Here is a 25,726-nt window from a genome sequence, read left to right as displayed (position 1 = left end):
TGTCGGGTTTGACGTGCTCCTCGACGAACTCCCGGGCCGTATCCCGGATCATTCGCTCTTCCTGGTCCAGATCCGCCTCGAGCTGAACGTAATCCAGCATACGTAGACGGTTGGGAATGAGACGCAAAGCTATTGTGGTTTGCTCGCCGCCTTTCCGGTCGGACACGGCACAGACACGGCCGGGTCTGTACGAAGATCCGCAACGTTCTTACGATTTTGGCAATTTCTCGAAGAGGATTTACGGTGTGTGATATAATCACAAGGTCTGCATACGATGTGAGGGCCGAGTGGAATCGCACTTTCCGCTGTTTTGCGGAAACCGGTACCGTTATAATGGGACATTAACATGGCATATCTATGGTGGAGAATCCGATCCGCGGTGACGATAGTACCGGCCGTCGGGCGTTTTTGACAGCACTGGGTGCTGGAACGACGGCTGCACTGGCCGGCTGTCTCGACGAGGAGTTGGGCGGTGGGAACGGTAACGGCAACGGCAACGGTAACGGCGGCGGTGGAGATGGATCGGAAAATCTCGTCATGGTCACGTCCCAGGCCGAAACCGGAACGCAAGCGGCCTCCCAGGGGATCGCTTCGACTGTCGACAGCAACTCCGATCGACTTAGCGTCGACGCACAACCGAGTCAGGGAACCGAGGACAACATCGGCCGACTCGACCGTGAGGAGGCAGACATCGGCATGATCCAGAACCACTCGGCGGGGATGATCATGAACGAGGAAGAGCCCTATCACGACCTCAGTTACCAGCCACAACAGATCATGAACTACAACGACCTACCGTGGCTGCTCGTGAACAACCAGGGCTGGACGTCGATCGACGAGATCGAAGCGGGTGCTCGTATCTCCCCGACGCCTGGCCAGTCCGGAACCCGTGACATGATCACCGATGCCCTCGATTACGTGCTCGACGACTACGAGGTTATCAGTGTCGAGTACGGCGAGCAAGCCGGCGCCATGCAGGAAGGACAGCTCGACGTCGCCGCCATTACGATCTCGAACTTCGACTTCGAGGCGGCCTGGATTCAGGAGATGAAACAGACCGTCGACACCTACGTTCTCGAGTGGCCCGACGATGTCGTCGACGACCTACAAGACGATCCGGGCATCGCCGCCGAGCCGATCGACATGACCCAGGACAACCTCGAGGGCTACGCACACGCACCGGACGAAGCGATCGGCATCAACATCGCCTACAACTACATCGTTCGCGACGACCTCGAGTACGACGCCGTCTACGAGTTCCTCGAGACGCTGTACGATCACCGCGAGGAGATGGCCGACGACCACGCCTACCTGGGCTACTTCGTCGACGACGAGTGGTGGACTGCCCGGATGTACGACGACTTCCCATTCCACCCCGCTGCGGCCGATTTCTTCCAGGAACTGGGTGTCTGGGACGATGATTTCGTCGTGGGCGACTAACGCGTCGCCATGACCGAGGACGCTTCCGTTCAGGACGGTCGCGGTGCGGATCGAATCGGCCTCACCGAGCTTCGCCTCGAGCATCTGCGCTCGCCGGGACCGGTAACGGCCGAGAAGGTACTAACGGTACTGATCTATCTCTTTGGGATCGGTCTGACCACGCTGACGGTTCACTACGCGTATACGCTTTCGTTTACGGAGCCGACCCAGTACTCGAACGTCTTCCTCGGCGTCGGCCTCGCGCTGTACTATCTTATCCAGGCGCGGAAGTCGCTGGGAACGGATCCGTTTGCCGACACCCGCCTCGAGTCCGTCGTCCCCGATGCATCGTGGTTCCGGGGGATCAGTACACGTGTTGGCCCCGTGGTCGCACTGGTATTCGCAGCGCTGTCGCTGTGTGCGACTGCCTACGTTCACTACCACTTCGTACGACTCGAGCAAGCCTACACCGTTGGGTACACCACGACCGACATCCTCGTCGGCTTTCTGATCATCTTCATCGTCACCGACGCGACTCGCCGAGCGTTCGGCTATCTCTTCACCTCGGTCGTCGTCTTTGCACTCGTCTACGCATACGTGGGCCCGCTGCTTCCCGGCATCCTCAATCACAGCGGGATGAGTCCCAACCGGATCGCCCGCGAGGGTGCGATCGGCTTGCAGGGTACCTACGGCTTCATTCTGGACATCGGTGCGACCTGGGTCGCGATCTTCATCATGTTCGCCGGCATCGCCAAGGCCTACGGCGCGCTCGATTACATCCTCGACGTGGGCCGGGAAGCGAGCAAGACGCTCCGAACCGGTGTCGTCCAGATGGCCGTCGTCGCGAGCATGATCATGGGCTCGATCACGGGCAGCGCCGCAGCCAACACGGCGACGACCGGGAGCTTCACGATCCCGATGATCAAAGAACAGGGCATTCGGGACGACTTCGCTGGCGCGATCGAAGCCGTTGCCTCGAGCGGCGGCCAGATGCTGCCGCCGGTGATGGGCGTCGCGGCGTTCCTGATGGCAGACATCCTCGGTGTTCCCTACGTCGAGATCATTCAGGCCGGCGTGATACCGGCCGCACTGTTCTACCTGAGCGTCGGGATGGCTGTCTATCTCCTCGTCTTGAAGTTTGGCTGGACGACCGACGAGCTCGAGGCGTTCGATTACACGTCGTTGCTGGGCGGACTTCACTTTGCAATTCCGCTTACGGTCCTGATATACACGCTCGTCGTGCTCCGGTTTACGCCGCTTGCGGCCGGCTTCTACACGATCGTCACGATTATCGCAGTCATGTTCTTCCGGAACGTCCTCGTCGATGTCTTCGGCGTCGGTGAGACTGCGCGCGCCGAGGTGACGGAGGCCGACTCGAAGGGTGGCGCCCTGCTCACCCTGTTGTTGCTCGTTCCGAAGGCGGTTGCCGATGTCCTCGGCGGTGTCGACCGATCGACGCCACGAGCGATCGGATACAGTGCGTTCGAGACGGTGCTGCAGACGCTGGAGGGGTTCAAGCAGGGTGCCGTCGAGATGGCTCCGTTGGTCGGTATCCTCGGCTCGCTCGGCGTCATTCTCCAGTTGATCGAGGGAACCGGCCTCTCTGGCGCCATTAGCCAGGAGATGGTCTCGCTGGCCGGTGGCGTCCTGGTCCTGTTGCTGATCATGGCGATGCTTACCAGCATCCTGTTTGGCCTCGGCATGCCGACGCCGGCAGCGTACATCCTCGTCGCAATGTTGATCGTTCCGAGCGTCATCGCGATGGATATCCCGGAGATCACGGCCCACATGTTCGTCTTCTACTTCGCGATGCTGTCGGCGATCACGCCGCCGGTCGCCGTCTCGGTCGCGATCGGCTCGAGCATCGCGGGCGCAAGCTTCGCGAAGTCGTGCGTGCAGGCGCTGCGAATCGGCGCTCCCGGCTTCGTGATTCCGTTCGCGTTCGTCACGAACAACAGCCTCATCTACTGGTCGTTCCCCGACACGCTGATCGCGTTCCCAGTCGTGTTAGCGGGAACCACCGGACTGGTCGTCATGACCGTCGGCTTCGACGGCGCACACGATCTCTCGATTCCGTGGCGACTGGGTTACGGTGCCCTCGCGGCGCTTGCGATGTTCGGGTCGCTCGTCCACGTCGGCGTCCAGATCGTCGCGGCCGGCGCGATCGTCGCCGGACTCGTCTACGCCATCGTGATCGTCGGCTACGATCTCGACCGCGAGGCAAAACCGGCCGAAGCCTCGGCCGACTGACCGGCTCATACGGTTTACTGTAATGTCAGTTTCGGCGCACGCGCGACCCGGGCGGCGGGTGCACCGGTTGACTCGCTTCGCTCCTCGACCGAGGCTCGTCTCACACAGTTCGACTCACCGCCGGTACATCGGTACAGTAATCCGTATCACTGCCGGCAGTTTCCGAGACAGTGCTGAACGACGAACCGCGTCACCGTCTCGAGTGGACGCCCACGCGTCCAGGTTCCTTTACAACGTTCAATTACTGTCGAATTACATTTGCATCGTATGTCCCTATCCAAAGCTATTTTGTCTGTCCCGGCAAATCGTGACATATGGCATTCAGTCTATCCGACGAGCACGAGGCCATCCGTGAGTCCGTTCGTGAGTTCGGTGAAAACGAAATGAAGCCGGTCGCCGAAGAGTACGACCAGTCCGGAAAGTATCCCGAGGAACTCCGCAAAACGGCCGCGGAGTACGACTTCGTCGCGCCGAGTATTCCGCTCGACTACGGCGGTGCCGGCATGGACAAGATCTCGAGTACGATCGTCACGGAGGAACTCTGGCGTGCGGACCCAGGTATCGGCTCGGCCGTCGGCTCGGCGGGCTTCGGGACGGACATGATCATCGAGTTCGGCGACGAGTGGATGAAAGAGGAGTGGCTCCCGCAGATCGCCGACGGTGAGGCTGCCTCCTGTTCGATGATCTCCGAGCCCGCACACGGCTCGAACGTTGCGGGCATCGAGACGGTCGCCGAGAAAGACGGCGACGAGTACGTCCTCAACGGCAACAAGATGTGGATCACCAACGGGACCGTCGCCGACGTCGGTGTCTTGATGGCAAAGACCAGCCCCGACGAGGGCCACCGCGGCATCACCGCTTTCCTCGTCGAGATGGACTTCGACGGCATCAGCACCGATAAAATCGACAACAAGCTCGGGATCCGTGCCTCCGACCTCGCAGAAGTCGTCATCGACGACGTTCGCGTCCCCGAGGAACACGTCATCGGCGAAGTCGACAAAGGCTTCTACCAGCTGATGGAGTTTTTCGCCTCCGGGCGTACCAGCGTCGCTGCACAGGCCGTGGGCGCCGCACAGGGTGCCTTAGACGCCGCGATCGAATATGCGAACGAACGCGAGCAGTTCGGCCAGAAGATCAAGGACTTCCAGGCCATCGAACACAAGATCGCCGAGATGGCGACCAAGGTCGAGGCCGCCCGATCGCTGACCTACCGCGCCGCGACCGAAGTCGAGCAGAACAACCAGGACATCGCCGCCCAGTACTCGAGTATGGCCAAGCTGTTCGCCTCCGAGATCTCGGTCGAAGTCGCCGACGAGGGCATCCAGGTCCACGGCGGCTCGGGCTACGTCACGGACTACCCCGCCGAACGCTACTACCGTGACGCCCGCATCACGAAAATCTACGAAGGCACCAGCGAGATTCAGAAGAACATCATCTCCGACCAGATCCTGTAAGCTGGTCGCCTACCTTTCTTCTATCTGAGTATCTTCTCGGTTTGACGGATCAACAGAGCCGTATCGTTTTCTCGAGCGAGTGTCTCGCGGTTCGAGACGGATTGCTGTCCCGATATACCGGCGCAACTGCGACCTGGATGGCGGTTGTGTCGGAAATAGCGTACAGGAAACCGTATGACTCGACCGTTACTGCGACGGCACTCGTAGTTCGACGGCGCCGCCCTGTCCGTAGCCGACACACATCGTCGAGAGGCCGAGGCCGCCACCCCGGCGCTCGAGTTCGTGGATGAGCGTGACGGGGAGGCGAGCGCCGGATGCACCAAGGGGATGGCCGAGTGCGATCGCGCCGCCGTTGACGTTGAAGCTGTCGTCCTCGAAGCCGAGTTCGTCCTGGCAGTACAACGTCTGACTGGCGAAGGCTTCGTTGAGTTCGACGAGGTCGTAGTCGTCGGCCGAGCGACCGTTTCGCTCCCAGAGCTCCCGAACGGCGGGAACGGGGCCGATCCCCATCACCGTCGGATCGACGCCGGCGACGCTGTGGTCCTCGATCTCGGCGCGGATCTCGAGGTCGTTGTCCGCGGCGAATTCGCGGGAGGTGACGAGGACCCCGGCGGCGCCGTCGGAGATCTGGGACGCCGTCGCGGCGGTGACGGTGCCATCGTCGTCGAAGGCGGGCGGTAGGCCCGATATTTTCTCTTTCGTGGTGCCGGGACGGAGGCCTTCGTCTTCCTCGATCAGCCCGTCCTCAGTTTCGATCGGGACGATTTCGTCCTCGAATTTGCCCGCGTCGTTGGCCTCGCAGGCGCGTTGCTGGCTGCGCGCGCCGTAGGCGTCCTGACGGTCGCGGGAGATCTCGTACTCGCGGGCGACTTTTTCGGCCGTCTGGCCCATCGCGAGGCCGGCGGCGTCGTACTGTTCGGCGATACCGTCGTAGGAGCCGATCCCCTTCCGACGCTCGTTGCGGGACATGTTTTCGACGCCGCCGGCGACGATGACCTCGCGCTGGCCAGCCCGGATCGCGTCGCTGGCGCTCATGATCGCCTCCGCCGAGGAGGCACAGAGTCGATCGATCGTCGTGCCGGGCACGCCCTCGCCCAGCGCCGAGAGCAAGGCGATGACGCGGGCGATGTTGTTGCTCTGTTCGTCGACTTGTTTCGCACAGCCCCACCTGATGTCGTCGACATCGTCGCCGGTTAGGCCGGTTTCTGCGAGCATCTCATCGACGAGCGGGACCGAAAGTTCCTCGCTGCCGGTCTCGGCGAACGCGCCGCCGTGTTTCCCCTGGGGTGTTCGAACTGCTGCAACGATGACTGGCTGGTCGTCACTCATTGTGTGTGTGAATCGCTTGCGGTCCGCGAATAAAGGCGCTCCGTTCGAACGGCGTCGGCCCATGAATCACATCTATGACTATAACGGGGGCGAGTCAGCAACAAAACATGAATGGGTAGATGAGCGCGACGCGGTCGCCGTCCTCGAGTGGCGTCTCGAACCCCTCGAGGTGCTCGTTGAAGCGACCGTTGACACAGACGCGGGCGAAGGTTCGAGTCTGGTCGCCCGGCGGGTTCTTTCGCCACGTCCCCGGCAGTTCGTCGGGCGGTCTGGCCCACCCACGTGCGGTCGCGTCGGCTTCTGTTTCGGCGATCAGAAGATCAGCGACATCGTACTCTGTGAAGAAGGCCTCGAGAAACGCCCGGAGCCGGGTTCCCTCGAACGTATACTCGAGTTCGTGCGTACCGACGGCGTCGCGGACGTGGCCGGTACAGCGGACGGTGACGGTCGTCGATTCCGGGTGGCTCGAGCCGGCGTCGGTGGACATACCGTTCGATAGGTGTGCCAGCGACAAACGCTCGAGTGCGAACACGTTCGTGTCCGAGAGCGAATTGGTTCAAAACCGGAACGAGAACGCGTTCGGGATCGAGGACTGATCGGGTTCGAGAGTGGGCCACGAACACGTTCGGGCACAGCGCACGAACGTATTCGGGCACAACGGGAGGGGCGAGGGGGACGAACGACCGATATGAACGGTATTCCGGGCGGCCTCCGGACGGACCAGCAGCCGCCGATGGCGATCCCGCTCCGGCACTTCGTCGTCGGACTCGGCTTCCTCGTCGTGGGCGTCGGTGGCGCCACCGTGATGGCGATGGCGACGCTTCCTGGACTGTCGGGGGTCGCCCACGTCCACGTCACGCTTCTGGGATGGATCGGGTTGACGATCATGGGCGCGATGACCCAGTTCGTCCCCGTCTGGTCGGGGGTCTCGATCCACTCGAGGGGACTCGCACGCGTCCAGCTGTGGCTCGTCGCCGGCGGGTTGGTCGGGTTCGTCGTCGCGTTGCTCGCCGGCACGCTCGCGTGGCTGCCGGTCGTCGCCGCGCCGATACTGCTCGGACTCTGGCTGTTCGTCTACAACGTCGGCCGGACGCTCGCGGCGGCCCGACCGCTGGATTTCACCGAACGGCACTTTGCGTTCGCGCTGGGCTGTTTCGGCCTGCTGGCGCCGCTTGGCTATCTCCTCGCGCTCGACTTCGCGATGTCCGTCTTCGACGGCACAGCCGTCGGTCGGGGGGACGTTCTCCTGGTCCACGCTACGCTCGCGCTCTACGGCGCCGTGCTCGCGACGATCGTCGGCGCGCTCGCCCAACTGGTGACGATGTTCGCTCAGTACGAGCCCGGCGCGCTCGAGAACGCACTGTATCGCCTTGAGGAACCCCTGTTCCCCGTCGGCGTCCTCATGCTCGCGCTCGGACGCGGACTGGGCGTCGAGCCGATCGCTCGAGTCGGTGCGGTCGCGGTCCTGATCGGGCTGTTCGGGTTCGCCGTCGCCATCGCCCGGCTGCTCGGCCGAGCGACGGCCGGCCGCTCGCCGATGACCGATCGCTACTGGATCGTCGTCGCCTCGCTGATCACGTGGCTCTCGTTGACGACGTCCGCCTGGGTGCTCGAGCCGACCGGCTACGCGGGGCTGTTCGGACATCCGGACGCGATGAACGTGCTGGTCGTCGGCGTCTTCGGCTTCGTCGTCGTCGGCTCGCTCTACCACATCGTCCCCTTTATCGTCTGGCTCGAGTCCTACAGCGACCGGTTAGGCTTCGAGCAGGTGCCGATGATCGACGACTGCTACGACGACCGCCTCGAGCGGGCGGATTTCGGGCTAACCGTCGTCGGCTTCCTCGGACTGGCCGGCGGCCCCGTGTTCGCGCTGCCGACGGCCGTCACCGTCGTTGGCGGCGCGCTTGCGACGATGGGGTTCTGCCTATTCGTCGTCAACATGCTGCTGACGATTCACCGCCACGGACCGAACGGGATCGGCGGCGTGCTCGTCGACCGGGGTGACTCGACCCCACCGGAAGGGGCCAGTGACGAGGGCAGTCACCCCGCCGAGTAGTCGCTCATCGACGCTCGAGCAGTACCGTTCCGATAACAGTCGCGTACAGTACCCCGCCGACGGTCGACAGGGCGACGCCGCCGGTCGCTACCTCCGGTACGTTTCCGATCGCACCGACGGTCTCGAGTGCGAGACCGGCCACGAGTGCCCCCGCCGCGAGTGCGGCCGTTCGGTCGTCGACGAACCGACTCGAGGCGATCGCTGGCGGATAGAAGTGGTAGGTGACGCCGACGATCGTCAACCCGAGAAAGCCGCCGACGGCAAGTCGGTAGTGGAGGTCGGTAGTGGCGGCGGTCGCGTCGCCGATGGCGAACGAGAGGCCGAGTGCCGCGACGAGTGTCCCCGCGCCGACGGCCGCCAGGATCACCCAGCCGCCGACTCGCCGACGATCGCTGCGTCGAAACATGTCCGCGTAGGCGACTGCAAAGCCGACGAGCGCCAGGGCCTGCAGTGTCGCCCCCAGTCGAAACAGCCGGCCGCCGTAGAGATCGATCGCGAGCAATACCGGACCGACAGCCCCAGCCACGAGGACGACGGCGACCAGACTCGAGCGCGACGTGACGACCAGGAGGCGGGGTAACAGTCGAAAGCCGATCGCGAAGACCAGCAACGCCGCCGCGCCGGCCGCGAGTAGGTGTGTCGTGGCCGGGCCACTCGAGACGCCGATGGGTGGCTCGAGCTCCCATGCTCGAAGCGCAAGCAGCGTTGCGCCCGCGAGGAGAGAGGCGAGCACGAGGGGGACCGCGGCGTTGGCGATGCGATCGACGCGCTTGCGGTGACGATCGGTCGCGCCCGTGCCGGTCTCGCTGCCCGTGGGATTCCCGCGGATGGTCCAGAGGAGCGTTCCGACGAAGACCAGACAGCCCGCGAGCCAGAGCGTCGCACCGACAGCAGACAAGATCGGCGGCCCGAACTCGAGACGCCCAACGAAGAGAGCGATCGTTCCCCCGACGGCAAGCGGCAGGTGGACCGCCGGCGCGTACGGAACGGCGAGTTCGCGGGCGAAGTACGAGGGTACCAGCCCGTAGGCCTTGCCGAAGACGATCGAGAAGACGAAGCCGTTCAGGCCGAGAACGAGCGTCCCATCCCGTGTGGCCCCCGCCAGTACGGCGACGTGCCAGGCGACGAAGAACACGATCCCGGCGACGACCAGCGCTCGTGACCATCGCGACACCGTCGCCGTCTGACTCGCCATCGTCGTTCTCAGATCGGGGCCGAGTGGGATGTCGATTCCGGATCCGGGACCGTTCCCGTCTCGCGGATCGTCGCCTCGAGGTCGGTAAGCGACTCGTTCAACGGCTCGGCTCGGTGGTGAGAGGGATGGACCCGAACCCGGACGTGGTCGTACTCGTGGCGGTCTGCGAGGCCGTTCCAGGCGCGAAGTGACCCTTTCACGAGCGCTTCGGCCTGCGGGCAGAATTCGGTCGTCGGCGTAAACTCGGCTCGCAAGACGGTCGCCTCGTCGGTGTCGATCGCGTACCGGTAGCCGGCCTCGGGATGGCGTCTATCGAGGTTGAGTCTCGCGAGATTGTAGCCGAAGGTCGCGTCGTAGACGCCCCGCTCCTCGAACAGATCGCGGGTGAGCCGGTGAAACGCGGCGTGGGCGTCGCCTTCGAGTACCGTCTGGCCCTCGAGGAAGGGGCCGGGATCGGGTATCGTCTCGGCGTCGAACTTCCGCCACGAGTCGAATTCGGTGCCGTCGTCGCTGCGGAATCGCCCGCTCGAGAACGGATTCATACCGGAACCAACGCGGGCAACACCCCAGTAGCTCTTCCCGAACATGTTACTGGGCCACCGTATTCCCCCATCGTCGCCGTCGTCAGTGCGACCGTCAGCCGGACGTGTTCGATGGCGTTCCGGACGCGACTGGCGTTTCCTGTCCGATTATCCGTCGGTCCCGTAGCGCTCGTCGGCGATACTGGCTTCGCCGGTGACGGCGTCGATGGACACCGCGAGATCGTCGCCGTCCCTCTCGAGGTGGACGAGCCAGGCGCCGGAGGTTCGATGTGGAGCCTCCCGAACGCTGACGGCGTCGTAGCCCGCTTGTTCGGCTTCGTCGCGAGCGATTTGCTCGGCGTCGTCGGCGTCGTCGACCTGGATTTCCTCGGTCATTCGGACCGTTACGACGGGGATGTCCGCCATTCGAACGACGCGTTCGGTGACGCTGCCGACGAGAACGCGGTCGAGTCCGGTTCGTCCCTGCGTCCCCATGACTACCATGTCGATGTCGTGAGCGTCGATATACGCCAGGATCACCTCGTGTGGGACGCCGTGCTCGACGGCGGTGGTCGATTCGATCCCCGCACGGCTGGCCTCGACCTCGACGTACTCGACGGCCCGGTGTGCGGCGGGAGCCGCCCGATCGCTCTGTAGCGTTCCGAGCGGCCCTTCGGGAACGATCGATACCGCGTGAATCGTTGCATCGAATCGATCGGCGATCGTCAGTCCGTGCGCGATCGATCGACGAGTTCCGTCGCTACCGTCGGTCGGCACGAGGACGTCCTGGTACATCGTCGATATCTACGGCGCGCAAACATATAGATCCAGTCACTCGTCCGGGACCGAGGATCGATACGCCGCGGATACGCCACAAAATACACGGTTTTCACCCGTTCGGTTTCCCTCAATAACTCATCACGTTCTGTTCCGATATCGAGCCGCCACACAGCGGACAGCCGTGATCGATCGTCGCCTCGAGAGCCGGTTCGTCGAGCTCGAGTCGCGTCGTACACCCGGGACAGGTGAGCGTGGGCATCGTCATACCGGAGCTAGGTCGTCGAATCGGGTAGCGTTCTGCACACGATATCGGGGGTATTTAAGACAGTGCGTTCCGTAACCGAATTTTCGCATATCAACGATGTAAATTCTTTTGGGGACACGCTACGACGACTTGGACGAGCGATGACGAATCTAGTGAACCATCTCGCGACCGCTGTCGAGACGTTCGGTGACAACACGGCGATCGGCTACGAGGGGACCGAGACGAGTTACGAGGAGTTGTGGGCACAGACGGGGGCGTTCGCGACGGCACTCGAGAGCCGGGGTGTCGGGGACGACGACCGCGTCGCGCTCTATCTACCGAATCTCCCGCCGTTCGTGGTCGCCTTCCACGGCACCCTGCGAGCCGGCGGTGCGGTGGTTCCGATGAACCCCCAGTACAAGGCCCGCGAGATCGGCCACCTGCTCGGCGACAGCGAGGCGAAGGTCGTCGTCGCGCTCGCGGACCTCGTTCCCTTCGTCACCGAGGTCCGGGACGAGACCGATGTCGAACACGTCGTCAGCGTGGGCGGCGACGCCGAGGGCGCAACGGAGTTCAGCGAGTTCCTCGAGGCAGGCGATCCGGCCGTCGCCGACCGGGCCGACGACGACGTCGCCGTCCAGCCCTACACATCGGGGACGACCGGACGGCCAAAGGGCGTCCAGTTGACCCACGAGAATCTCGCGTCGAACGCGAACGCGGCGTCGGAGCTCATCCCCGACGGCATTCGGCCGGACGACAAACAGCTCGGCGTGCTCCCGCTCTTTCACATCTACGGAATGACCGTCGTGATGAACTCGACGCTGTTCAACGGCGGGGCCTATTACCCGCTGCCGGAGTGGGACGCCCAGGAGGCCGTCTCACTCATCGAAGACGAGCAGTTGACGCTCATGCACGGCGTCCCCGCGATGTACAACGACGTCATCAACCAGCCAAACGCCGAGGCGTTCGATTTCTCCTCGGTGCGGCTCTGTGGCGTCGGCGGCTCGGGCATCCCGACGGAGGTGCTTCGGCGGTTCGAGGAACTGTACGAGCCGACGATCTACGAGGGCTACGGCCTGACCGAGACCAGTCCGATCACCCACTTCAACAGCCCGATCGAAGGCCGGCGCGTCGGCAGCGTGGGGAAAACGGTTCCCGGCGTCGACTCGAGAGTCGTCGATAGCGCGGAACGAAGTTCCGCTGACCGTTCGGGCGGTGACGAGCCGCCCGAAGACGAGAACTTCGAGGATGTCGAGCCGGTCGCGGAGGGACCGGTCGACGAGGAGAACACCGATCTGCGCGAGATCACCGGCGAAATCGTCGTCGCGGGACCGAACGTGATGAAAGGCTACTACGAGTTGCCGGGGGCCAACGAAGCGGCCTTCACCGAGGCCGACGGCCGGCGCTGGTTCCACACTGGCGACATCGGCTATCACGATGAGGACGGCTTCTTTTACGTCGTCGATCGCGAGAAACACATGATCGTCACCGGGGGCTACAACGTCTACCCGCGTGAAGTCGAGGAACTCCTCTTCGAGCACGAGGCCGTCGCCGACGCCGCCGTCGCCGGCATTCCGGACGAGCGCCGCGGCGAGACCGTCAAGGCGTTCATCGTTCCCACGCCCGACGCCGACATCACGGCCGACGAACTCAAAGAGTACTGTCTGACCAACCTGGCGGAGTACAAACACCCCCGCGAGATCGAGTTCGTCGAGGAACTGCCCCGGACGACGACCGGCAAGGTCCAGAAGTTCAAGCTCCGCGACGAAGACGAGAACTAATCGGCTAACAGCACGCTCGCCGATCGGTTTTTGCTGCCGACCGACGGTGTGTCCGCCAGCCGAGACGATCCGTACTCCGGTGACCGCGCGAGCCCGAAATGTAGCAAAAACCTCCGTGAGCAATAGCTACTCACCCTTCCCGGCAGTGTGTTACCTAATGACACTTTCGGTCGGAGCGAGATCGGCTGCCGACGTGTCTCCCCTCTCCACACGACGTCGTCTGCTGGGTCGGTCGCCGACGCCACCGCGTATCGTGGTCGAGTACACTCCCGACAGACTCGCTCGTCGCTGCGACGAGCGAACTGATCGGCAAACGCAACCCAGAGTTGGTCCGCATTGACAGCGTCCTCGGACGATCCGCCTCGAGAGTACAACCTTCCGCTGGTCGTCGGGAGCCTGATCGCCGGCGTGTTCTTCGGCGGGGTCGGTGGCGGTGTCGCGTTCCCGACCCTGCCGACCCTCGGGGCTATACTCGGCATTTCCCCGTTTCTCGTCGGCGTGATCCTGTCGACGAACCGATTCACGCGGCTGGTGATGAACACGCCGGCCGGCCAGATCATCGACACCGTCGGGCCGCGGAAACCGATGATAATCGGGTTAGTACTGCAGGGGGTCGCACCGTTTGGCTATATCGTCGGTCTCTACCCGTCTTTCGTTCCCCTCCTCGATGCGGCGGCGATTTTCATCCTCGCCCGGATCGTGTGGGGGATCGGGTCGGCGTTCGTCTTCGTCGGCGCCTACAGCATCGTCATCCACGTCACCTCGGACGACAACCGCGGCAAGTGGATCGGCTACTTTCGAGGCGGGCAAGCGCTTGGCTTTCCGTCGGGGCTCATCCTGGGTGGCGTGCTGTCGGATCTCTACGGCTTCGAAGTCGCGTTCGGCAGCGCGGGCGCCGCCGGACTGTTCGCCGCGGTGGTCGCTGCGCTGGCCCTGCCGACGGTCCACAACGTCGCCCACGACCCGGTTCGAATCCGTGACCTTCCCCGACTCGTCCGTTCGGATTCGCGCATTCTCATGATCGGCTCGGTCAACTTCACCATCCGGTTTCTGTTCTCCGGCATCCTGCTGTCGACGGTCGTCCTGTATCTCGAGGCGAACGACATCTCGATCGGCGTGTTCTCGGAAGTCGGCGCTAGCGGGTTCATCATGGCGGTGACCGTCCTCGCCTCGAGTGCGACGACGGTCGTTTCGGGGAATCTGTCGGACTACGTCGGCGACCGCGCCCTCGTGACGGTTCCCGCACTCGCGCTGTTCGCGTTCGGATTTGCACTGCTTGGCTTCGTGCCGACGCTTTCGATGACCATCGTCGGCGTCGTCTGCATCGGGATCGGCGTCGGCGGAACGAACCCGCCGCTGTTGGCGTATCTAGGCGATATTAGTCCCGAGGCGGATGTCGGGAAGATGGGGGGCATCTACAATGTCTTCGGGGATCTCGGTGCGGCGGTCGGTCCCGTCATCGCTGTGCCGCTTGGCGCCGCCGTCGGCTATCGGATGGAGTATCTCCTCTGTGCGGGGATGGCGCTTGGCTGTCTCCTCTTCGTGGTGGTTACGCTGCTGGGGGTCGAGCCGGATGTCGAACCGGAGCAAGCGCCGTCCGAGGAACGAACAGACATCTAGAACGCGACTGGAATCGGTCCCGTCCCGACGAGCATCCAGGTAACGACCAGCCCGGCGACGAGCCCACCGGTCAGCGCCGATGTCGTCGATCGATTCACCGCGATCGTAACCACCGTCGCGACGCCGAGCATGGCCGTCGCGTTGATCGTCGTGATCGCGAGCGGGCCCGCCTCGGGGAGGGGCATGCCATAGCCCAGAAACAGCGGGCCGTACTGCACTGCGAGGAAGACGACCAGCCCGCCGCAGCTGAAAACGAGCCCGCGACAGAGCGCTCGAGGGAGCGACCTGCTTCCGGCGGTCGCTCGCTCGAGACCGGCGGCCAGGCCGACAGTAGCGAGCGACACCGGCACGACATAAACCGCGGCGGAGAACCACCGTAGCGCCGACAGCGACTCGAGCCCGACGACCCAGGCGTTCAGTCCGCCGCCAGGGACGGCGTCGACGAGTGCGAGAACGACGTAGAGGACACCGACGCCAGTGACCGCAGCGGCGAGCGATCGACCCGCGTCGCGTCGGCTCGGAGCGAGGGCCTCGAGGCTCGCCCGGTCGAGACCGCCGTGGCGCCAGCCGACGATACCGGCGGCGATAGCGACGGTACCCAGCGCCCAGCAGACGTAGCCGTGCGTGAGATCCTGGTGGGTGAGCCGTGTGACGGGCACGGCGGCGGTACCGATCGCGTACAGTGGATAGATCGTCACCGCGGGGAGAATCGAGAGGACGAGCAGCGTCGGTCGCGGCCAGCCAGTCGCCCGGTTCGGTGCCGTCGACCCCGCTGTCGTCGTGTCCGGTTCCACTGACTCCGCTGCAGTCGTCCCCGTCGGCGTCGGATCGAGTCGCCCGCGTCCCTCGAGTCGATGCCAGACGGCCCCGGTCGATCCGACAGCGACGATGAGTCCGCCTAACAACGCGATTGCGTGCCCGATCGAGGCCCAGTACCAGGTCTGACTCTCGGGGCGTTCGCTCGCGGCGTCGTCGGGGTCGCCGATCGTCAGTTCGACCCACTCGAGCGTGTCGCCGACGGTCGTCGTCGAGCGGTGCATCCCGGTGTGAATCGTCGGCGGCGCGGTGAAGGTGCGGGCGGTGCCGTCCTCGAACGTGCCATCGATCTTCCCGTGTTCGATCGGCGGCTCGCTCGCAAAGGCGCTCGCGAGTTTCTCGCTTTCATCGACGTCGGCGGGGACGCGCTCGCCCCACATCTCCGGAGCGTACTCGTCGTACGGCGCGAAGACGACGGCCATGTTGCGGGGGAACTCCTGATCGGCGTCCGGGAGCTCTGCGAGATCGACTTCGCCCCACGTCGAGCCGATCAGCACGATCGATTCGTAGCCCTCGGGTTGGTCATCGGCGGCCTCGAGCGCGGCGAACCCGCCCATCGAATGGCCTGCCATAGCCACCCGATCGTCGTCGACGATCTCGAGCGAGCGGGTGTGTTCGAGCGTCGCCGGGCCGCCGAAGCCGTCGGCGAAGGCCGGCGGCTCGGAGCCGCCGTGGCCCGGCTGATCCACGGTGACGGCGACGTAGCCGCGATCGGCGAGTTCGGTCGCGAACGAGGACATCGTCCCCTGTTGGCCGGTGTAGCCGTGGATCAACGCGGCCCCTGGCGCGGGGTTGTCGGCGCTCGCACTCTCGGGCTCGTAGACAGTCGCCGATAGCTCGAGGCCGGAATCGGTCTCGATCGTCGTCTCTTCGATGGTGACGTCGCCGCCGCTCGTGGCCGTCCAACTCGCGAGTGCGGTGCCACCGGCGACCAGTGTGAGACCGACCACGAAAACGACGAATAGCTGTCTCCCTGCAAGCGTCGATCTCCCCCTTCGATTCGGTTCCTCCGCTTCGTCTTCGGTCGGCTGGTTCGTCATTGCGTGACACTCTCGAGCACGCTGTTAGAAAACTATCGGTTGATATTAACGTTGTTCGGTGAAGAACTCGAATTCGGGAACGGCGGTAATTCACTGTAGCAGAACGAAATCGACGTTAGGCAGCTGTCGAGAGACGAGGCCGACGGTAGATTCTCGAGATGAACCCTACTGTCGGACAGCAGTCAATACGAAGCCGATCGCGAATTCGGGATCGTCGCCGACGGTGACGACCCCACAGTACGATCGGCTTCACGTAGTTCTGCCCACCAGTATCGCGATCAATCCCGATCGGCTCGAGTCGGGGCGACGAGCGTCGAGACGCGGGCGTTTTCCTTGATCCGGATGCCGCCGTCCGCGACCGACAGCGGGAGCAACGGCAGGTGTGAGGCGATCTTGACCGACGGATGCGAGGCGCCCCGAGCCAGCAACTCGTTGCGAGGCTGGAGCTGGATCGGCGCCTCGAGATCCGCGAGGAACTCGTTGTGCTGGAGGACGTACTGACCGCCCTCGAGATCCCACCAGCCGTACTCGTCGTCGGGGTCGCGCTGTTCGGTCGGGATCGGCTCGAGGTCGGCATCCTCGAGTTCGTCGCCACCGAAATCGAGTTGCCCGGGGGCGGTGACCGCGTAGATCGCACCGACGGTCAGGTCGATCCCGTGGTCGTGGACCTGTACCGGTTCGTAGACGAGGTTGTCGACGGCCTCGGCCAGCGAGTGATCGGCGGACATGTCGGTCGATAACACGGTGTCGACCGGCAAAAAACTGGCCTCGAGACCACCGCCGAACCGGGATCGATCGGACGGCGCCGTCGTTCGCGTTCGGCACGCTCTTTGGGCGTCTCCACGTAGGACCGGTATGGTCGACGTGCTCGCATCCGATATCGAACGGTTCGTTCGCGCGGTCGGTCCCGATCCCGACGACGTACTGGCGGAAATGGACGATTACGCCGAATCCGAGGGGTTCCCCCACGTCGGACCCGAGGTCGGCGCCACGTTGCGGCTGCTGGCCCGGCTGGCCGACGCCGAGCGCATCTTCGAGTTCGGCTCCGGTTTCGGCTACTCGGCGTACTGGTTCGCCCAGGCGCTGCCCGACGACGGCGAAATCGTCCTCACCGAGGTCGACGACGACGAACTCGAGCACGCCCGCGAGTACATGGCCCGGGGCGGCTACGACGACCTGGCCCGATACGAACTCGGCGACGCCCTCGAGACGATCGCGGAGTACGACGGCCAGTTCGATGTCGTTCTCATCGACCACCAGAAACACCGGTACGTCGATGCCTTCGAGGCGGTTCGCGACCAGATTCCCGTCGGCGGACTCGTCGTCGCGGACAACGCGATTACGGCAGGTATCATCGAGTTCGACGCGTTGCTCGAGCGCGTGGAAGGCGGCGACCCCGAACAGAACGACCACACGGCAGGAATCGGCGACTACCTCGAGCGTGTGACCGACGATCCAGCGTTCGAGACCACCGTACTACCGCTCGGCGAGGGGATCGCGATCAGTTATCGCGTCGCGTAGTCCGGGGGTTGCCTTCGAGGACCTGTTCTTCGGGCGTTTCGGTGCCGGTCGTCGCGCCGTACTCGCGAAAGCCGAGAAAGGTCGTCGTCGAGGCGGCGAGCAACAGCGTGGCCCACGTCACGGCGGTCAACGAGCCGACGAGAGCGCTATCGGGGCCGGGGACGGTGCCGGCGACCGTCTCGAGGCCGATCGCGTGCAATCCGGCGACGCCCAAGAACGCGACCCAGAGGGCGAGCGACAGCTGCGCGAGCGTCCGGCGACTGACTCGGCGTGCATAGCGGGCGACACAGTAGACGCCGCCGACCGCGACGGCGGTCGCCGCGACGGTTGGAACGACCGCGTCGACGGTCGCGTTCGCGAGGCCAGCGACGGCAAAGCAAGCGAACGAGACGGCGAGCAGGCGTCGACCCGAACGAAGTGTAGTCGAAATCACGTCGTGCACCGCTTTGCTGGCACGTATTGTCGACCGAATATATAGCTGTTGGCTCCGGTCCCGACGTGTGGCGATTCCGTCTCAAGAAGACACACTCTGTCCATCCAAACGTTCATTTATAGTGAACGCTACTCGAACGTATGAACCGTGGGCACGCATTTTTGCTCTCTCTTTTCGCAGTCTTCGGCGTCGTCGTCTTCGTCATCGTCCGGCCGTTTCTGGAGTACATTCTGCTGGCGCTTGTCTTCGCGTACGTCCTGCTCCCACTACAGAATCGACTCGTCGCGGTCTTTCGACCGTATACGCCGGGCCGGCGGATCGCCGAATCGGTTTCGGCGATTACGTTGATCGTCGCCAGTCTCGTCGCCATCGTGTTGCCGGTGCTGTACGTTCTTACGGCGTTGCGCGAGGATCTTCGCGAAATCTCTCGCGGCGAAAGCAGTATCCAGATGGCGCCGATCGAAGCCCAACTCGCCGAGTTCACGGACGCCACTATCGACCTCGAGCAACCGGTCATACTCGCGACCGACTGGTTGTTCACCCTCTTTTTTGGGGACGTTCCGGGGCTGATCGCGATGCTGTTACACGTCTCGCTCGGCGTCGCGCTCGTTCTCTTTCTGGTCTTTTATCTGCTCGTCGATGGCTCCTCGCTGGTCACCTGGCTCACCGAAGCGAGCCCGCTCGAGCCGGCGGTTAGCGCCACGTTAGTCGCACAGATCGATCGCACGACGTGGGGCGCCGTCATCGGGCACGCCTTCGCGGCCGTGGTCCAGGCGCTGATTGCTGGTCTCGGATTCTACCTGGTCGGTATCCCAAACGTCGTCTTCTGGACGATCGTCATGGTGATACTGGCATTCCTCCCACTGATCGGGGTGTTCATCGTCTGGGCGCCCGCCGCCGGCTACCTGTATATCGTCGGCGAGACGTCGTCGGCGATCTTTCTGGCCGCCTACGGTCTCGTCGTGGTGAGTTTCATCGATTACTACGTTCGACCGATCGTGATCGACAAGCAGGCGCGGTTGAACCCGGCGGTGATCCTCGTCGGCGTCTTCGGCGGCGTCTACACGCTCGGGTTCGTCGGCCTGTTCGTCGGCCCGATCCTGATCGGCGTCCTCGTTGCGATTATCGAGACGTTCCGAACCCAATACCGCATGGAGGAATCCGCCGCCGAACCGGAGCGGACCGAATCCGGGGCCGTCGTCGAATCCTTCGACGAAGTCGCCGACGAGAGCCCCCAAACCACACGGTGAACGCTCGAGCGCCACAGCGATGGCGAACTGCCGCGACGACGGGGATTATTAGCGATCGTCGTGCAACTGTTCGCATGGACCAGCTGACCCGGACACGGATTCCGACGCCGTTCAGCGTCGGCAGCGTTAACTGTTATCAGCTCACCGGAAACGGAGTCACCGTCGTTGATCCCGGCCCGGCGACCGACGAAGCCTACGAGGTGGTCGCGGACTCGCTCGCGACAGACGGCTACGAGATCGCGGAGATCGACCGCATCCTCATCACCCATCCCCACATGGACCACTTCGGGCAGGCCAGCCGGCTCGTCGAGGCGTCCGGGGCCGATGTCGTCGCCCACGAACACGCCGTCGACCGATTGGCCGATCCGATTGCACACTTCAAGCGCGAACAGGCGTACTTCCGGCCCTTCCTGCGCTCGATGGGTATGCCGACGGACGCGGTCGATACCGTCCTCGAGTTGCCGGAACCGTACACCGAGTACCAGGCCCCGGTTACGGTTACGGACCCGGTAGCCGACGGCGACACCGTCGACGCCGGCGTTACACTCGAGTGCGTGTCGACGCCCGGCCACGTTCCCGGCTCGGTCAGCTTTCTCGCGGCCGCCGAAGACGCCATGTTCACCGGCGATCACGTGTTGCCCGATATCACGCCAAACCCTCTCCTTACCGTCGCGCCCGACGCGACCGACGAGCGCACGCGAAGCCTGCCGGCCTACATCGAGGCGCTGGAGACCGTCCTCGAGCTCGAGGCGACGGTCGGTTACGGCGGCCACGGCGAGCCGATGTCCGATCTCCACGGCCGCGTTCGCGAGACGATCGATCACCACGAGGAGCGCAAAGAGCACGTCGCGGAGCTCGTCGCCGACGCCGAACCGGTGACTGCGTACGCGATCATGAAAGAGATGTTTCCGGAACTGCCCGCGACGGAGATGTTCTCCGGCATGTCCGAGGTGATCGGCCACCTGGATCTGTTAGCAGACGAGGATCGCGTTCGGATCACCGAGCGAGACGGCGTCGACCACTACGAACTCCTCGAGCCAACGGACGGCTAACTGCCGGGACACGCCCGTTCCCAGCGTACTTCCGGTCGACGGCCACGGCCCGACGGTCAATCCCAGGCGCCCCTAGGATGGCGTCCGAATACGAACCGACGTTCCGTCCGGATCGGTCAGTTCGACGCCGTCGCCGCGTTCGGTTACCGACACGTCGGCCTCGGCGAGGTGTTCTCGAACCGTCTCGAGTGTACCGGCGGGGACGACGAACTCGAACCACGCCAGTCCGCGACCGCCAGCCGGCTCCGTCCGGCCGTTCCAGGTGTTAAGGCCGAGATGATGGTGATAATCGCCCGCGGCGAGAAACAGCGCGGACGAGACGCTCGTCTGGACGGTCACGCCGAGCGCGTCGACGTAGAACGCTCGAGCCGCCTCGAGCGACGTCACCTCCAGGTGGACGTGGCCGACCGTCGTGTCGGCGGGAACCTCGCTCGAGCCGTCGGACTGGGTGAGGAGAGTGTCGAGATCGAGCGGGACCGTCCCGATCTCGACCGTGCCGTCGTCGCGGCGCGGCCACACGGTTTTCGGTTTGTCGACGTAGAGTTCGACGCCGTTGTCTTCAGGGTCGGTGAGATACAGCGCCTCGCTGACGAAGTGATCGGACGCGCCGTCGAGGCGCCAGTCGGCTCGAACGCGCTCGAGGGCACCCCCCAGTGCGGCCCGCGAGGGAAGCGCGAACGCGTTGTGAAACAGCCCCGCCTGCGCGTGCGCTCTCGGCCGTGCGGTTTCGTCACGATACAACTCGAGCAGCGGCGTGTCGTCGACGCCGAGGGTCGCTCTGTGGTCCCCTCGAGTCTGGACCGCGAGTCCGACGACGTCACGGTAGAACTCGAGCATCGACTCGAGCTCCCCGACACGCAGCGCTGTCCGACCGATCGTCGTTCCCGCGGGCAACAGCGGTTTCTCGGTCATTCACCGTCCTCGAGACGGACGAGCTGTTTGCCGAGGTTGGTTCCCTCGAACAAGCCGAGAAACGCCTCGGGAGTGTTCTCGATGCCGTCGGTGACCGTCTCGCGGTACCGGATCGCCTCATCTTCGACCCATCGACGCAGTCGCGCGTCGACGTGATCGAACCGATCGGCGTGATCGCTGACGATGAACCCCTCGACGCGCGTTCGCGTCCGCTGGTGGAGCCGACGCGGGCCGACCAGTTCGTCGTCGCCGTCCTCCTGGTTGTACAGGGCGATCTTTCCGCAGACGGCCACTCGAGAGTGATCGACCAGGTGGTCGGTAACGGCGTCGGAGATCTCACCGCCGACGTTCTCGAAGTACAGGTCCACACCGGTCGGGCAGACCTCGGCTACCGCGTCCGAGAGGTCGTCCGCGGTCCGGTAGTTGATCGCCGCGTCGAAGCCCAGGTCGTCGGTGAGCCAGTCGACTTTCGCCGCTCGCCCCGTGATCCCGACGACTCGACAGCCGGCGATCCGGGCGATTTGGCCGGCGACGGAGCCGACCGCACCGGCCGCGGCCGAGACGACGACGGTGTCGCCGGGTTCGACGCGACCGACGTCGACGGTGCCGACGTAGGCGGTCCGCCCGGGCATACCGAGTGCGTGCAACGCCGTCGAATCCGGTGCCGAGCCCGCGTCGACGGCCTCGAGATCGGCTCCGTCGACGGCGGCGTACTCCGCCCAGTAGAGGTTGCCGGTGACGGTGTCGCCGGCCTCGAACGCGGCGTGGTTCGACTCGACGACGGTTCCGACCGACCGCGCTCGCATCGGCTCGCCGACGGGCCAGGGGTCGGCGTAGGACTCGCTATCGCGCATCCGACCGCGCATGTACGGATCGACCGACAGCACCGACGTTCGGACGAGCACCTCTTTCGGCCCCGGTTCGGGAACCGGCTCCTCGACCAGTTCGAAGTTCGACAGCGTCGGCTCGCCGGTCGGTCTGTTCGACAGCACCCATTGTCGATTGCTCTCAGTTGGCATCGAGCAGGGTATTCCATCTCGAGCACGATTAGCGTAGTGATACTGCCGGACAGAACTCCGGCAGGGTAGATCGATTCGGCCCTGGAGTCGACGCATGAGAAGAGATTACACGATCGTGACCGGGACGGGCGAGCGCCGCGTTACCGTCTCGGCGACGCTGCCGAAGACCACTCGGCCGACGCCGGAGCGGCCGCGGCTCCCGATGACGACGTGATCCACGCCTAGTTCGTCGATGCTCGAGAGGATCGCCTTGGTCGGTTTCCCCATCTCGACCGTGGTCTCGATGTCGGTGCCGTATTCGGCCGCCTGCTGTTGGTAGCCCTCGAGCAGTTTTTCGGCTTGCCCCTCCCGGTGGGTCGCTTCCCGTGTGTAGGCCTCGTAGTCGAACGCGTCCTCGCCGGCGTAGCCGTAGGGACTCACCGGTTCGACCACGTGCAAGACCGTCACCCTGGCCGAGGGATACTGCTCGAGGGCGAACGCGAGGGCCTCGTCGGATCGGCTCGAGCCATCGACGGGAACGAGGACGTGTGTCGTCATACTCGATCTTCGAGCGCGAGTGTGATAAGAATGCACATACAACACGGAGCGTATCGAGCGTATGAATCGCCGGTCGAACATCTTCCCGTCTTCCCGACCGCTGAGAACCGGCGGACGGCTTTCGGTTTGGGGGCTGGAACGCGGATATATGCACACCGGGCAGCTCGATACCACACAGCGGCCGCTCGTACTCATCTGGGAGCTTACCCAGGCCTGCGGGCTGGCCTGCGATCACTGTCGGGCCGACGCAACGCTCGAGCGCCATCCCGACGAGCTCTCGACGACGGCGGGAAAGGCGCTACTTGAGGACGCCGCCGACTTCGGCGACGGACAGTTGGTCGTTCTCTCGGGCGGTGACCCGCTCGTTCGCGACGATGTCACGGAGCTGGTTGCCCACGGTGACGACTGCGGGCTCACCATGACGATCACCCCGAGTGGCACGCACTCGCTGACCCACGACCGGATCGAGGCCCTGGCCGACGCCGGACTCAGACGGATGGCCGTCAGCCTCGACGGGGCCACGGCCGCCAGCCACGACGCCTTCCGCGGCGAGGCGGGCAGCTACGCGGAGACGATCCGCGCCGTTGAGGACGCCAAAGCGGCTGGGCTTCCAATCCAGGTGAACACGACCGTCTGTCGCCAGACCGTCGGCGAACTGCCGGCGATTCGAGATCTGGTCGCCGAGATCGGGGCCGTCCTCTGGAGCGTCTTCTTTCTCGTGCCGATCGGCCGGGGACGCGTGCTCGAGCCGATCGACCCGGCCGAGGCCGACGCCGTGATGGCCTGGCTCGACGATGTCAGCAAGCGCGAACCGTTCGGCGTCAAGACGACCGAAGCGCCCCACTATCGACGGGTCTCGCTTCAGCGCCAGCACTCGAACACCGACCGCAACGAGGGCGTCAGCCGACGCACCGGCATCGTCGCCGGCGACGGCTTCGCGTTCGTCAGCCACACCGGCGAGGTCTACCCCTCGGGGTTCCTGCCAGAATCCGCCGGCAACGTCGGCGAGGAGTCGATCGTCGACATCTATCGCGACTCGGAGCTGTTCCAATCGCTGCGCGATCGGGACCGACTCGAGGGCAAGTGTGGCGCCTGTTCGTACCGCCACGTCTGTGGCGGCAGTCGCTCGAGAGCGTACGCGACGACCGGGAACCCACTCGAGAGCGATCCGCTCTGTCCGCACGTGCCAGCGGGCTACGACGGGCCGTTGCCCTGGGACGACGAGACGATGGCCTCGAGTTCGGCCGCGAACTCGTCGTCTAACGCACCGTAGTACGCCTCGAGGGGTGCGCTCCCGGTGAGCCGGCAGACGACATCACTGATCGTTTCGTCGTGGCGTCTTTCTGCCTGTAGTCGTGCGTACGACTCGTCCGTGAGTGATATCGTCTTTGCCATACACAGTCCACCCACGACAGAACGTTTCAACCCAACGAAATTTCGGTGGCGTTACCGAAACGACGGCAACACTTCGTTCGCGTAGAACTCGAGCATCGGCTCCTGCTCGGGGCCGATTTGGTGGACGTAGACGTTGTCGTAGCCGGCCTCGAGGGCCTGCTCGAGACTGTCGATGTGGGCTTGCGGATCGGGGTCGGTCGTCGTTGCGCCCTCGGCGACGTCCTCGCGCTCGACCATCTGGGCGGCCTGTTCGAAGTGGGCGGGCGTTGGCAGGACCTGTGCGAGTTCGCCGGGCAGCGAGCCGTTTGGCCAGTACTCGTAGACGGTGTCGACCGCCTCGTCCTCGCTGTCGGCGTAGCAGACGTGCATTTGGGTGAGTTTCGGCCCCTCGCCGCCGGCGTCCTCGTAGGCGTCGACGACCTCGCCGTTCGGCCCGGAACACCAGAGTCCGTCGCCGTGTTCGGCGGCCCACTCCGCGGTCTGGGGGCCGAACGCGCTCGCGATCGTCGTCGGCTGCTCGTCGGGGACGGTGTACAGGCGCGCGTTCTCGACCGTGTAGTACTCGCCGTGGTGGCTCGTCGTCTCGCCGGTCCAGAGTTTGCGCATGAGCGCCATCGATTCCTCGAGCATCTCGAGGCGGACGTCGTGTTCGGGCCAGCGCTCACCGACGACATGTTCGTTCAGGTTTTCGCCGGTGCCGACGCCGAACGTGAACCGATCCCCGAACATCTCGTCGACGGTGGCGACGGCGTGGGCGACGTTGACCGGGTGGATGCGGATCGTCGGACAGGTGACGCCGACGCCGACGTCGATCTCGTCGGTCGTCGCCGCGATCGCACCCAGCGTCGACCAGACGAACGGCGACTCGCCCTGCGTCGACGTCCAGGGGTGGAAGTGATCCGAAATCGAACAGAAGTCGAAGCCGGCCTCCGCCGCACGCCGGGCGTTTTCGAGGAGTTCCGTCGGGCCGTGCTCCTCGCTCGAGAGTGCGTATCCGATGCGGGACATACCCCCGTTATCACCGGCGGGTGAGTAACGGTTGGCCCTGCGACGGCAAGAGCTCGCGACCGTTCCGGTCGCACTCGTGAGAACGGAAACCGAA

24 protein-coding genes are annotated in these 25,726 nt (G+C 64.5%); 10 read left to right on the top strand and 14 right to left on the bottom strand.

Annotation, left to right across the window (positions count from 1 at the left end; genetic code table 11):
- The first annotated feature begins 357 nt into the window (after positions 1-357).
- The 3 genes from D8Y22_RS01640 to D8Y22_RS01630 all read left to right on the top strand — a co-directional run bounded on the left by D8Y22_RS01640 (position 358) and on the right by D8Y22_RS01630 (position 5,123).
- Positions 358-1,440, top strand: coding sequence for a TAXI family TRAP transporter solute-binding subunit (locus tag D8Y22_RS01640; RefSeq protein ID WP_141462851.1), 1,083 nt, complete (start codon positions 358-360; stop codon positions 1,438-1,440).
- Positions 1,441-1,449: 9 nt separating this feature from the next.
- Entirely contained in the window at positions 1,450-3,669 is a 2,220-nt protein-coding gene (locus D8Y22_RS01635; protein ID WP_141462849.1) for a TRAP transporter permease, read from the top strand.
- 314 nt (positions 3,670-3,983) lie between these two features.
- Complete coding sequence (locus tag D8Y22_RS01630; RefSeq protein ID WP_141462847.1) at positions 3,984-5,123, top strand: acyl-CoA dehydrogenase family protein; 1,140 nt, start codon at positions 3,984-3,986, stop codon at positions 5,121-5,123.
- 186 nt (positions 5,124-5,309) lie between these two features.
- Here D8Y22_RS01630 and D8Y22_RS01625 read toward each other — a convergent pair whose 3' ends face one another.
- Both D8Y22_RS01625 and D8Y22_RS01620 read right to left on the bottom strand, forming a co-directional pair.
- Complete coding sequence (locus D8Y22_RS01625; protein WP_141462845.1) at positions 5,310-6,452, bottom strand: thiolase family protein; 1,143 nt, start codon at positions 6,450-6,452, stop codon at positions 5,310-5,312.
- Positions 6,453-6,546: 94 nt separating this feature from the next.
- The gene (locus D8Y22_RS01620) at positions 6,547-6,939 is read right to left on the bottom strand and encodes a MoaD/ThiS family protein (RefSeq protein ID WP_141462843.1); all 393 of its coding nucleotides are present in this window, start codon (positions 6,937-6,939) and stop codon (positions 6,547-6,549) included.
- A gap of 201 nt (positions 6,940-7,140) precedes the next feature.
- Here D8Y22_RS01620 and D8Y22_RS01615 point away from each other — a divergent pair, with 201 nt between their 5' ends.
- Positions 7,141-8,508: a heme-copper oxidase family protein gene (locus D8Y22_RS01615; protein WP_141462841.1), complete on the top strand. Its 1,368-nt coding sequence runs from the start codon at positions 7,141-7,143 to the stop codon at positions 8,506-8,508.
- 4 nt (positions 8,509-8,512) lie between these two features.
- On the opposite strand, the gene D8Y22_RS01610 is transcribed toward D8Y22_RS01615, so the two are convergent.
- The 4 genes from D8Y22_RS01610 to D8Y22_RS01595 form a co-directional block, all read right to left on the bottom strand.
- Positions 8,513-9,703: a hypothetical protein gene (locus D8Y22_RS01610; RefSeq protein WP_141462839.1), complete on the bottom strand. Its 1,191-nt coding sequence runs from the start codon at positions 9,701-9,703 to the stop codon at positions 8,513-8,515.
- An 8-nt stretch (positions 9,704-9,711) separates the two neighbouring features.
- Entirely contained in the window at positions 9,712-10,290 is a 579-nt protein-coding gene (locus D8Y22_RS01605; RefSeq protein WP_141462836.1) for a hypothetical protein, read from the bottom strand.
- Positions 10,291-10,392: 102 nt separating this feature from the next.
- Positions 10,393-11,019 (bottom strand): universal stress protein, encoded by a 627-nt coding sequence (locus tag D8Y22_RS01600; protein ID WP_141462833.1) that lies wholly within the window; start codon positions 11,017-11,019, stop codon positions 10,393-10,395.
- A gap of 112 nt (positions 11,020-11,131) precedes the next feature.
- The gene (locus D8Y22_RS01595; protein ID WP_141462831.1) at positions 11,132-11,269 is read right to left on the bottom strand and encodes a DUF7560 family zinc ribbon protein; all 138 of its coding nucleotides are present in this window, start codon (positions 11,267-11,269) and stop codon (positions 11,132-11,134) included.
- 140 nt (positions 11,270-11,409) lie between these two features.
- Here D8Y22_RS01595 and D8Y22_RS01590 point away from each other — a divergent pair, with 140 nt between their 5' ends.
- Positions 11,410-13,029, top strand: a complete 1,620-nt coding sequence (locus D8Y22_RS01590) for a long-chain-fatty-acid--CoA ligase (RefSeq protein ID WP_141462828.1) — start codon at positions 11,410-11,412, stop codon at positions 13,027-13,029.
- A 336-nt stretch (positions 13,030-13,365) separates the two neighbouring features.
- Positions 13,366-14,649 (top strand): MFS transporter, encoded by a 1,284-nt coding sequence (locus tag D8Y22_RS01585; protein WP_141462826.1) that lies wholly within the window; start codon positions 13,366-13,368, stop codon positions 14,647-14,649.
- Here the strand turns inward: D8Y22_RS01585 and D8Y22_RS01580 are convergent.
- Both D8Y22_RS01580 and D8Y22_RS01575 read right to left on the bottom strand, forming a co-directional pair.
- Positions 14,646-16,505 carry an alpha/beta hydrolase family protein gene (locus D8Y22_RS01580; protein WP_141462823.1) on the bottom strand — a complete coding sequence of 620 codons (1,860 nt, stop codon included), beginning with the start codon at positions 16,503-16,505 and terminating at the stop codon, positions 14,646-14,648. The two genes, D8Y22_RS01585 and D8Y22_RS01580, sit on opposite strands and share 4 nt — an antisense overlap.
- 278 nt (positions 16,506-16,783) lie before the next feature.
- Positions 16,784-17,233, bottom strand: a complete 450-nt coding sequence (locus D8Y22_RS01575) for a dCTP deaminase/dUTPase family protein (RefSeq protein ID WP_141462821.1) — start codon at positions 17,231-17,233, stop codon at positions 16,784-16,786.
- Positions 17,234-17,360: 127 nt separating this feature from the next.
- Between D8Y22_RS01575 and D8Y22_RS01570 the strand changes: the two genes are divergently transcribed.
- On the top strand, positions 17,361-18,026 hold the full coding sequence (locus D8Y22_RS01570; protein ID WP_141462819.1) for an O-methyltransferase: 666 nt from the start codon (positions 17,361-17,363) through the stop codon (positions 18,024-18,026).
- On the opposite strand, the gene D8Y22_RS01565 is transcribed toward D8Y22_RS01570, so the two are convergent.
- Complete coding sequence (locus D8Y22_RS01565) at positions 18,007-18,459, bottom strand: hypothetical protein (RefSeq protein WP_394348179.1); 453 nt, start codon at positions 18,457-18,459, stop codon at positions 18,007-18,009. The genes D8Y22_RS01570 and D8Y22_RS01565 overlap by 20 nt on opposite strands.
- 140 nt (positions 18,460-18,599) lie before the next feature.
- On the opposite strand from D8Y22_RS01565, the gene D8Y22_RS01560 reads away from it, so the two are divergent.
- Both D8Y22_RS01560 and D8Y22_RS01555 read left to right on the top strand, forming a co-directional pair.
- Positions 18,600-19,709 (top strand): AI-2E family transporter, encoded by a 1,110-nt coding sequence (locus tag D8Y22_RS01560; protein WP_141462815.1) that lies wholly within the window; start codon positions 18,600-18,602, stop codon positions 19,707-19,709.
- A gap of 74 nt (positions 19,710-19,783) precedes the next feature.
- Positions 19,784-20,761: an MBL fold metallo-hydrolase gene (locus D8Y22_RS01555; protein ID WP_141462812.1), complete on the top strand. Its 978-nt coding sequence runs from the start codon at positions 19,784-19,786 to the stop codon at positions 20,759-20,761.
- Positions 20,762-20,833: 72 nt separating this feature from the next.
- Here the strand turns inward: D8Y22_RS01555 and D8Y22_RS01550 are convergent, their stop codons facing one another.
- The 3 genes from D8Y22_RS01550 to D8Y22_RS01540 form a co-directional block, all read right to left on the bottom strand.
- Positions 20,834-21,673 carry a VOC family protein gene (locus tag D8Y22_RS01550; protein WP_141462810.1) on the bottom strand — a complete coding sequence of 280 codons (840 nt, stop codon included), beginning with the start codon at positions 21,671-21,673 and terminating at the stop codon, positions 20,834-20,836.
- Positions 21,670-22,692 (bottom strand): NADP-dependent oxidoreductase, encoded by a 1,023-nt coding sequence (locus tag D8Y22_RS01545; RefSeq protein WP_141462808.1) that lies wholly within the window; start codon positions 22,690-22,692, stop codon positions 21,670-21,672. Before D8Y22_RS01545 ends, D8Y22_RS01550 begins: the two co-directional genes overlap by 4 nt.
- Before the next feature lie 105 nt (positions 22,693-22,797).
- Positions 22,798-23,229: a universal stress protein gene (locus tag D8Y22_RS01540; protein WP_141462805.1), complete on the bottom strand. Its 432-nt coding sequence runs from the start codon at positions 23,227-23,229 to the stop codon at positions 22,798-22,800.
- A 148-nt stretch (positions 23,230-23,377) separates the two neighbouring features.
- Here D8Y22_RS01540 and D8Y22_RS01535 point away from each other — a divergent pair, with 148 nt between their 5' ends.
- The gene (locus tag D8Y22_RS01535) at positions 23,378-24,502 is read left to right on the top strand and encodes a radical SAM protein (protein WP_141462803.1); all 1,125 of its coding nucleotides are present in this window, start codon (positions 23,378-23,380) and stop codon (positions 24,500-24,502) included.
- On the opposite strand, the gene D8Y22_RS01530 is transcribed toward D8Y22_RS01535, so the two are convergent.
- On the bottom strand, positions 24,424-24,624 hold the full coding sequence (locus D8Y22_RS01530; protein ID WP_141462802.1) for an antitoxin VapB family protein: 201 nt from the start codon (positions 24,622-24,624) through the stop codon (positions 24,424-24,426). The genes D8Y22_RS01535 and D8Y22_RS01530 overlap by 79 nt on opposite strands.
- Before the next feature lie 51 nt (positions 24,625-24,675).
- A complete protein-coding gene (locus D8Y22_RS01525) occupies positions 24,676-25,632 on the bottom strand; it encodes a TIGR03557 family F420-dependent LLM class oxidoreductase (protein WP_141462801.1) in 957 nt (318 codons plus the stop codon).
- Positions 25,633-25,726: the final 94 nt, after the last annotated feature.

Source organism: Salinadaptatus halalkaliphilus, from assembly GCF_006543045.1.
In the GTDB taxonomy this organism is placed as follows: domain Archaea; phylum Halobacteriota; class Halobacteria; order Halobacteriales; family Natrialbaceae; genus Salinadaptatus; species Salinadaptatus halalkaliphilus.
This window is presented reverse-complemented; position numbering and strand designations above follow the sequence as displayed.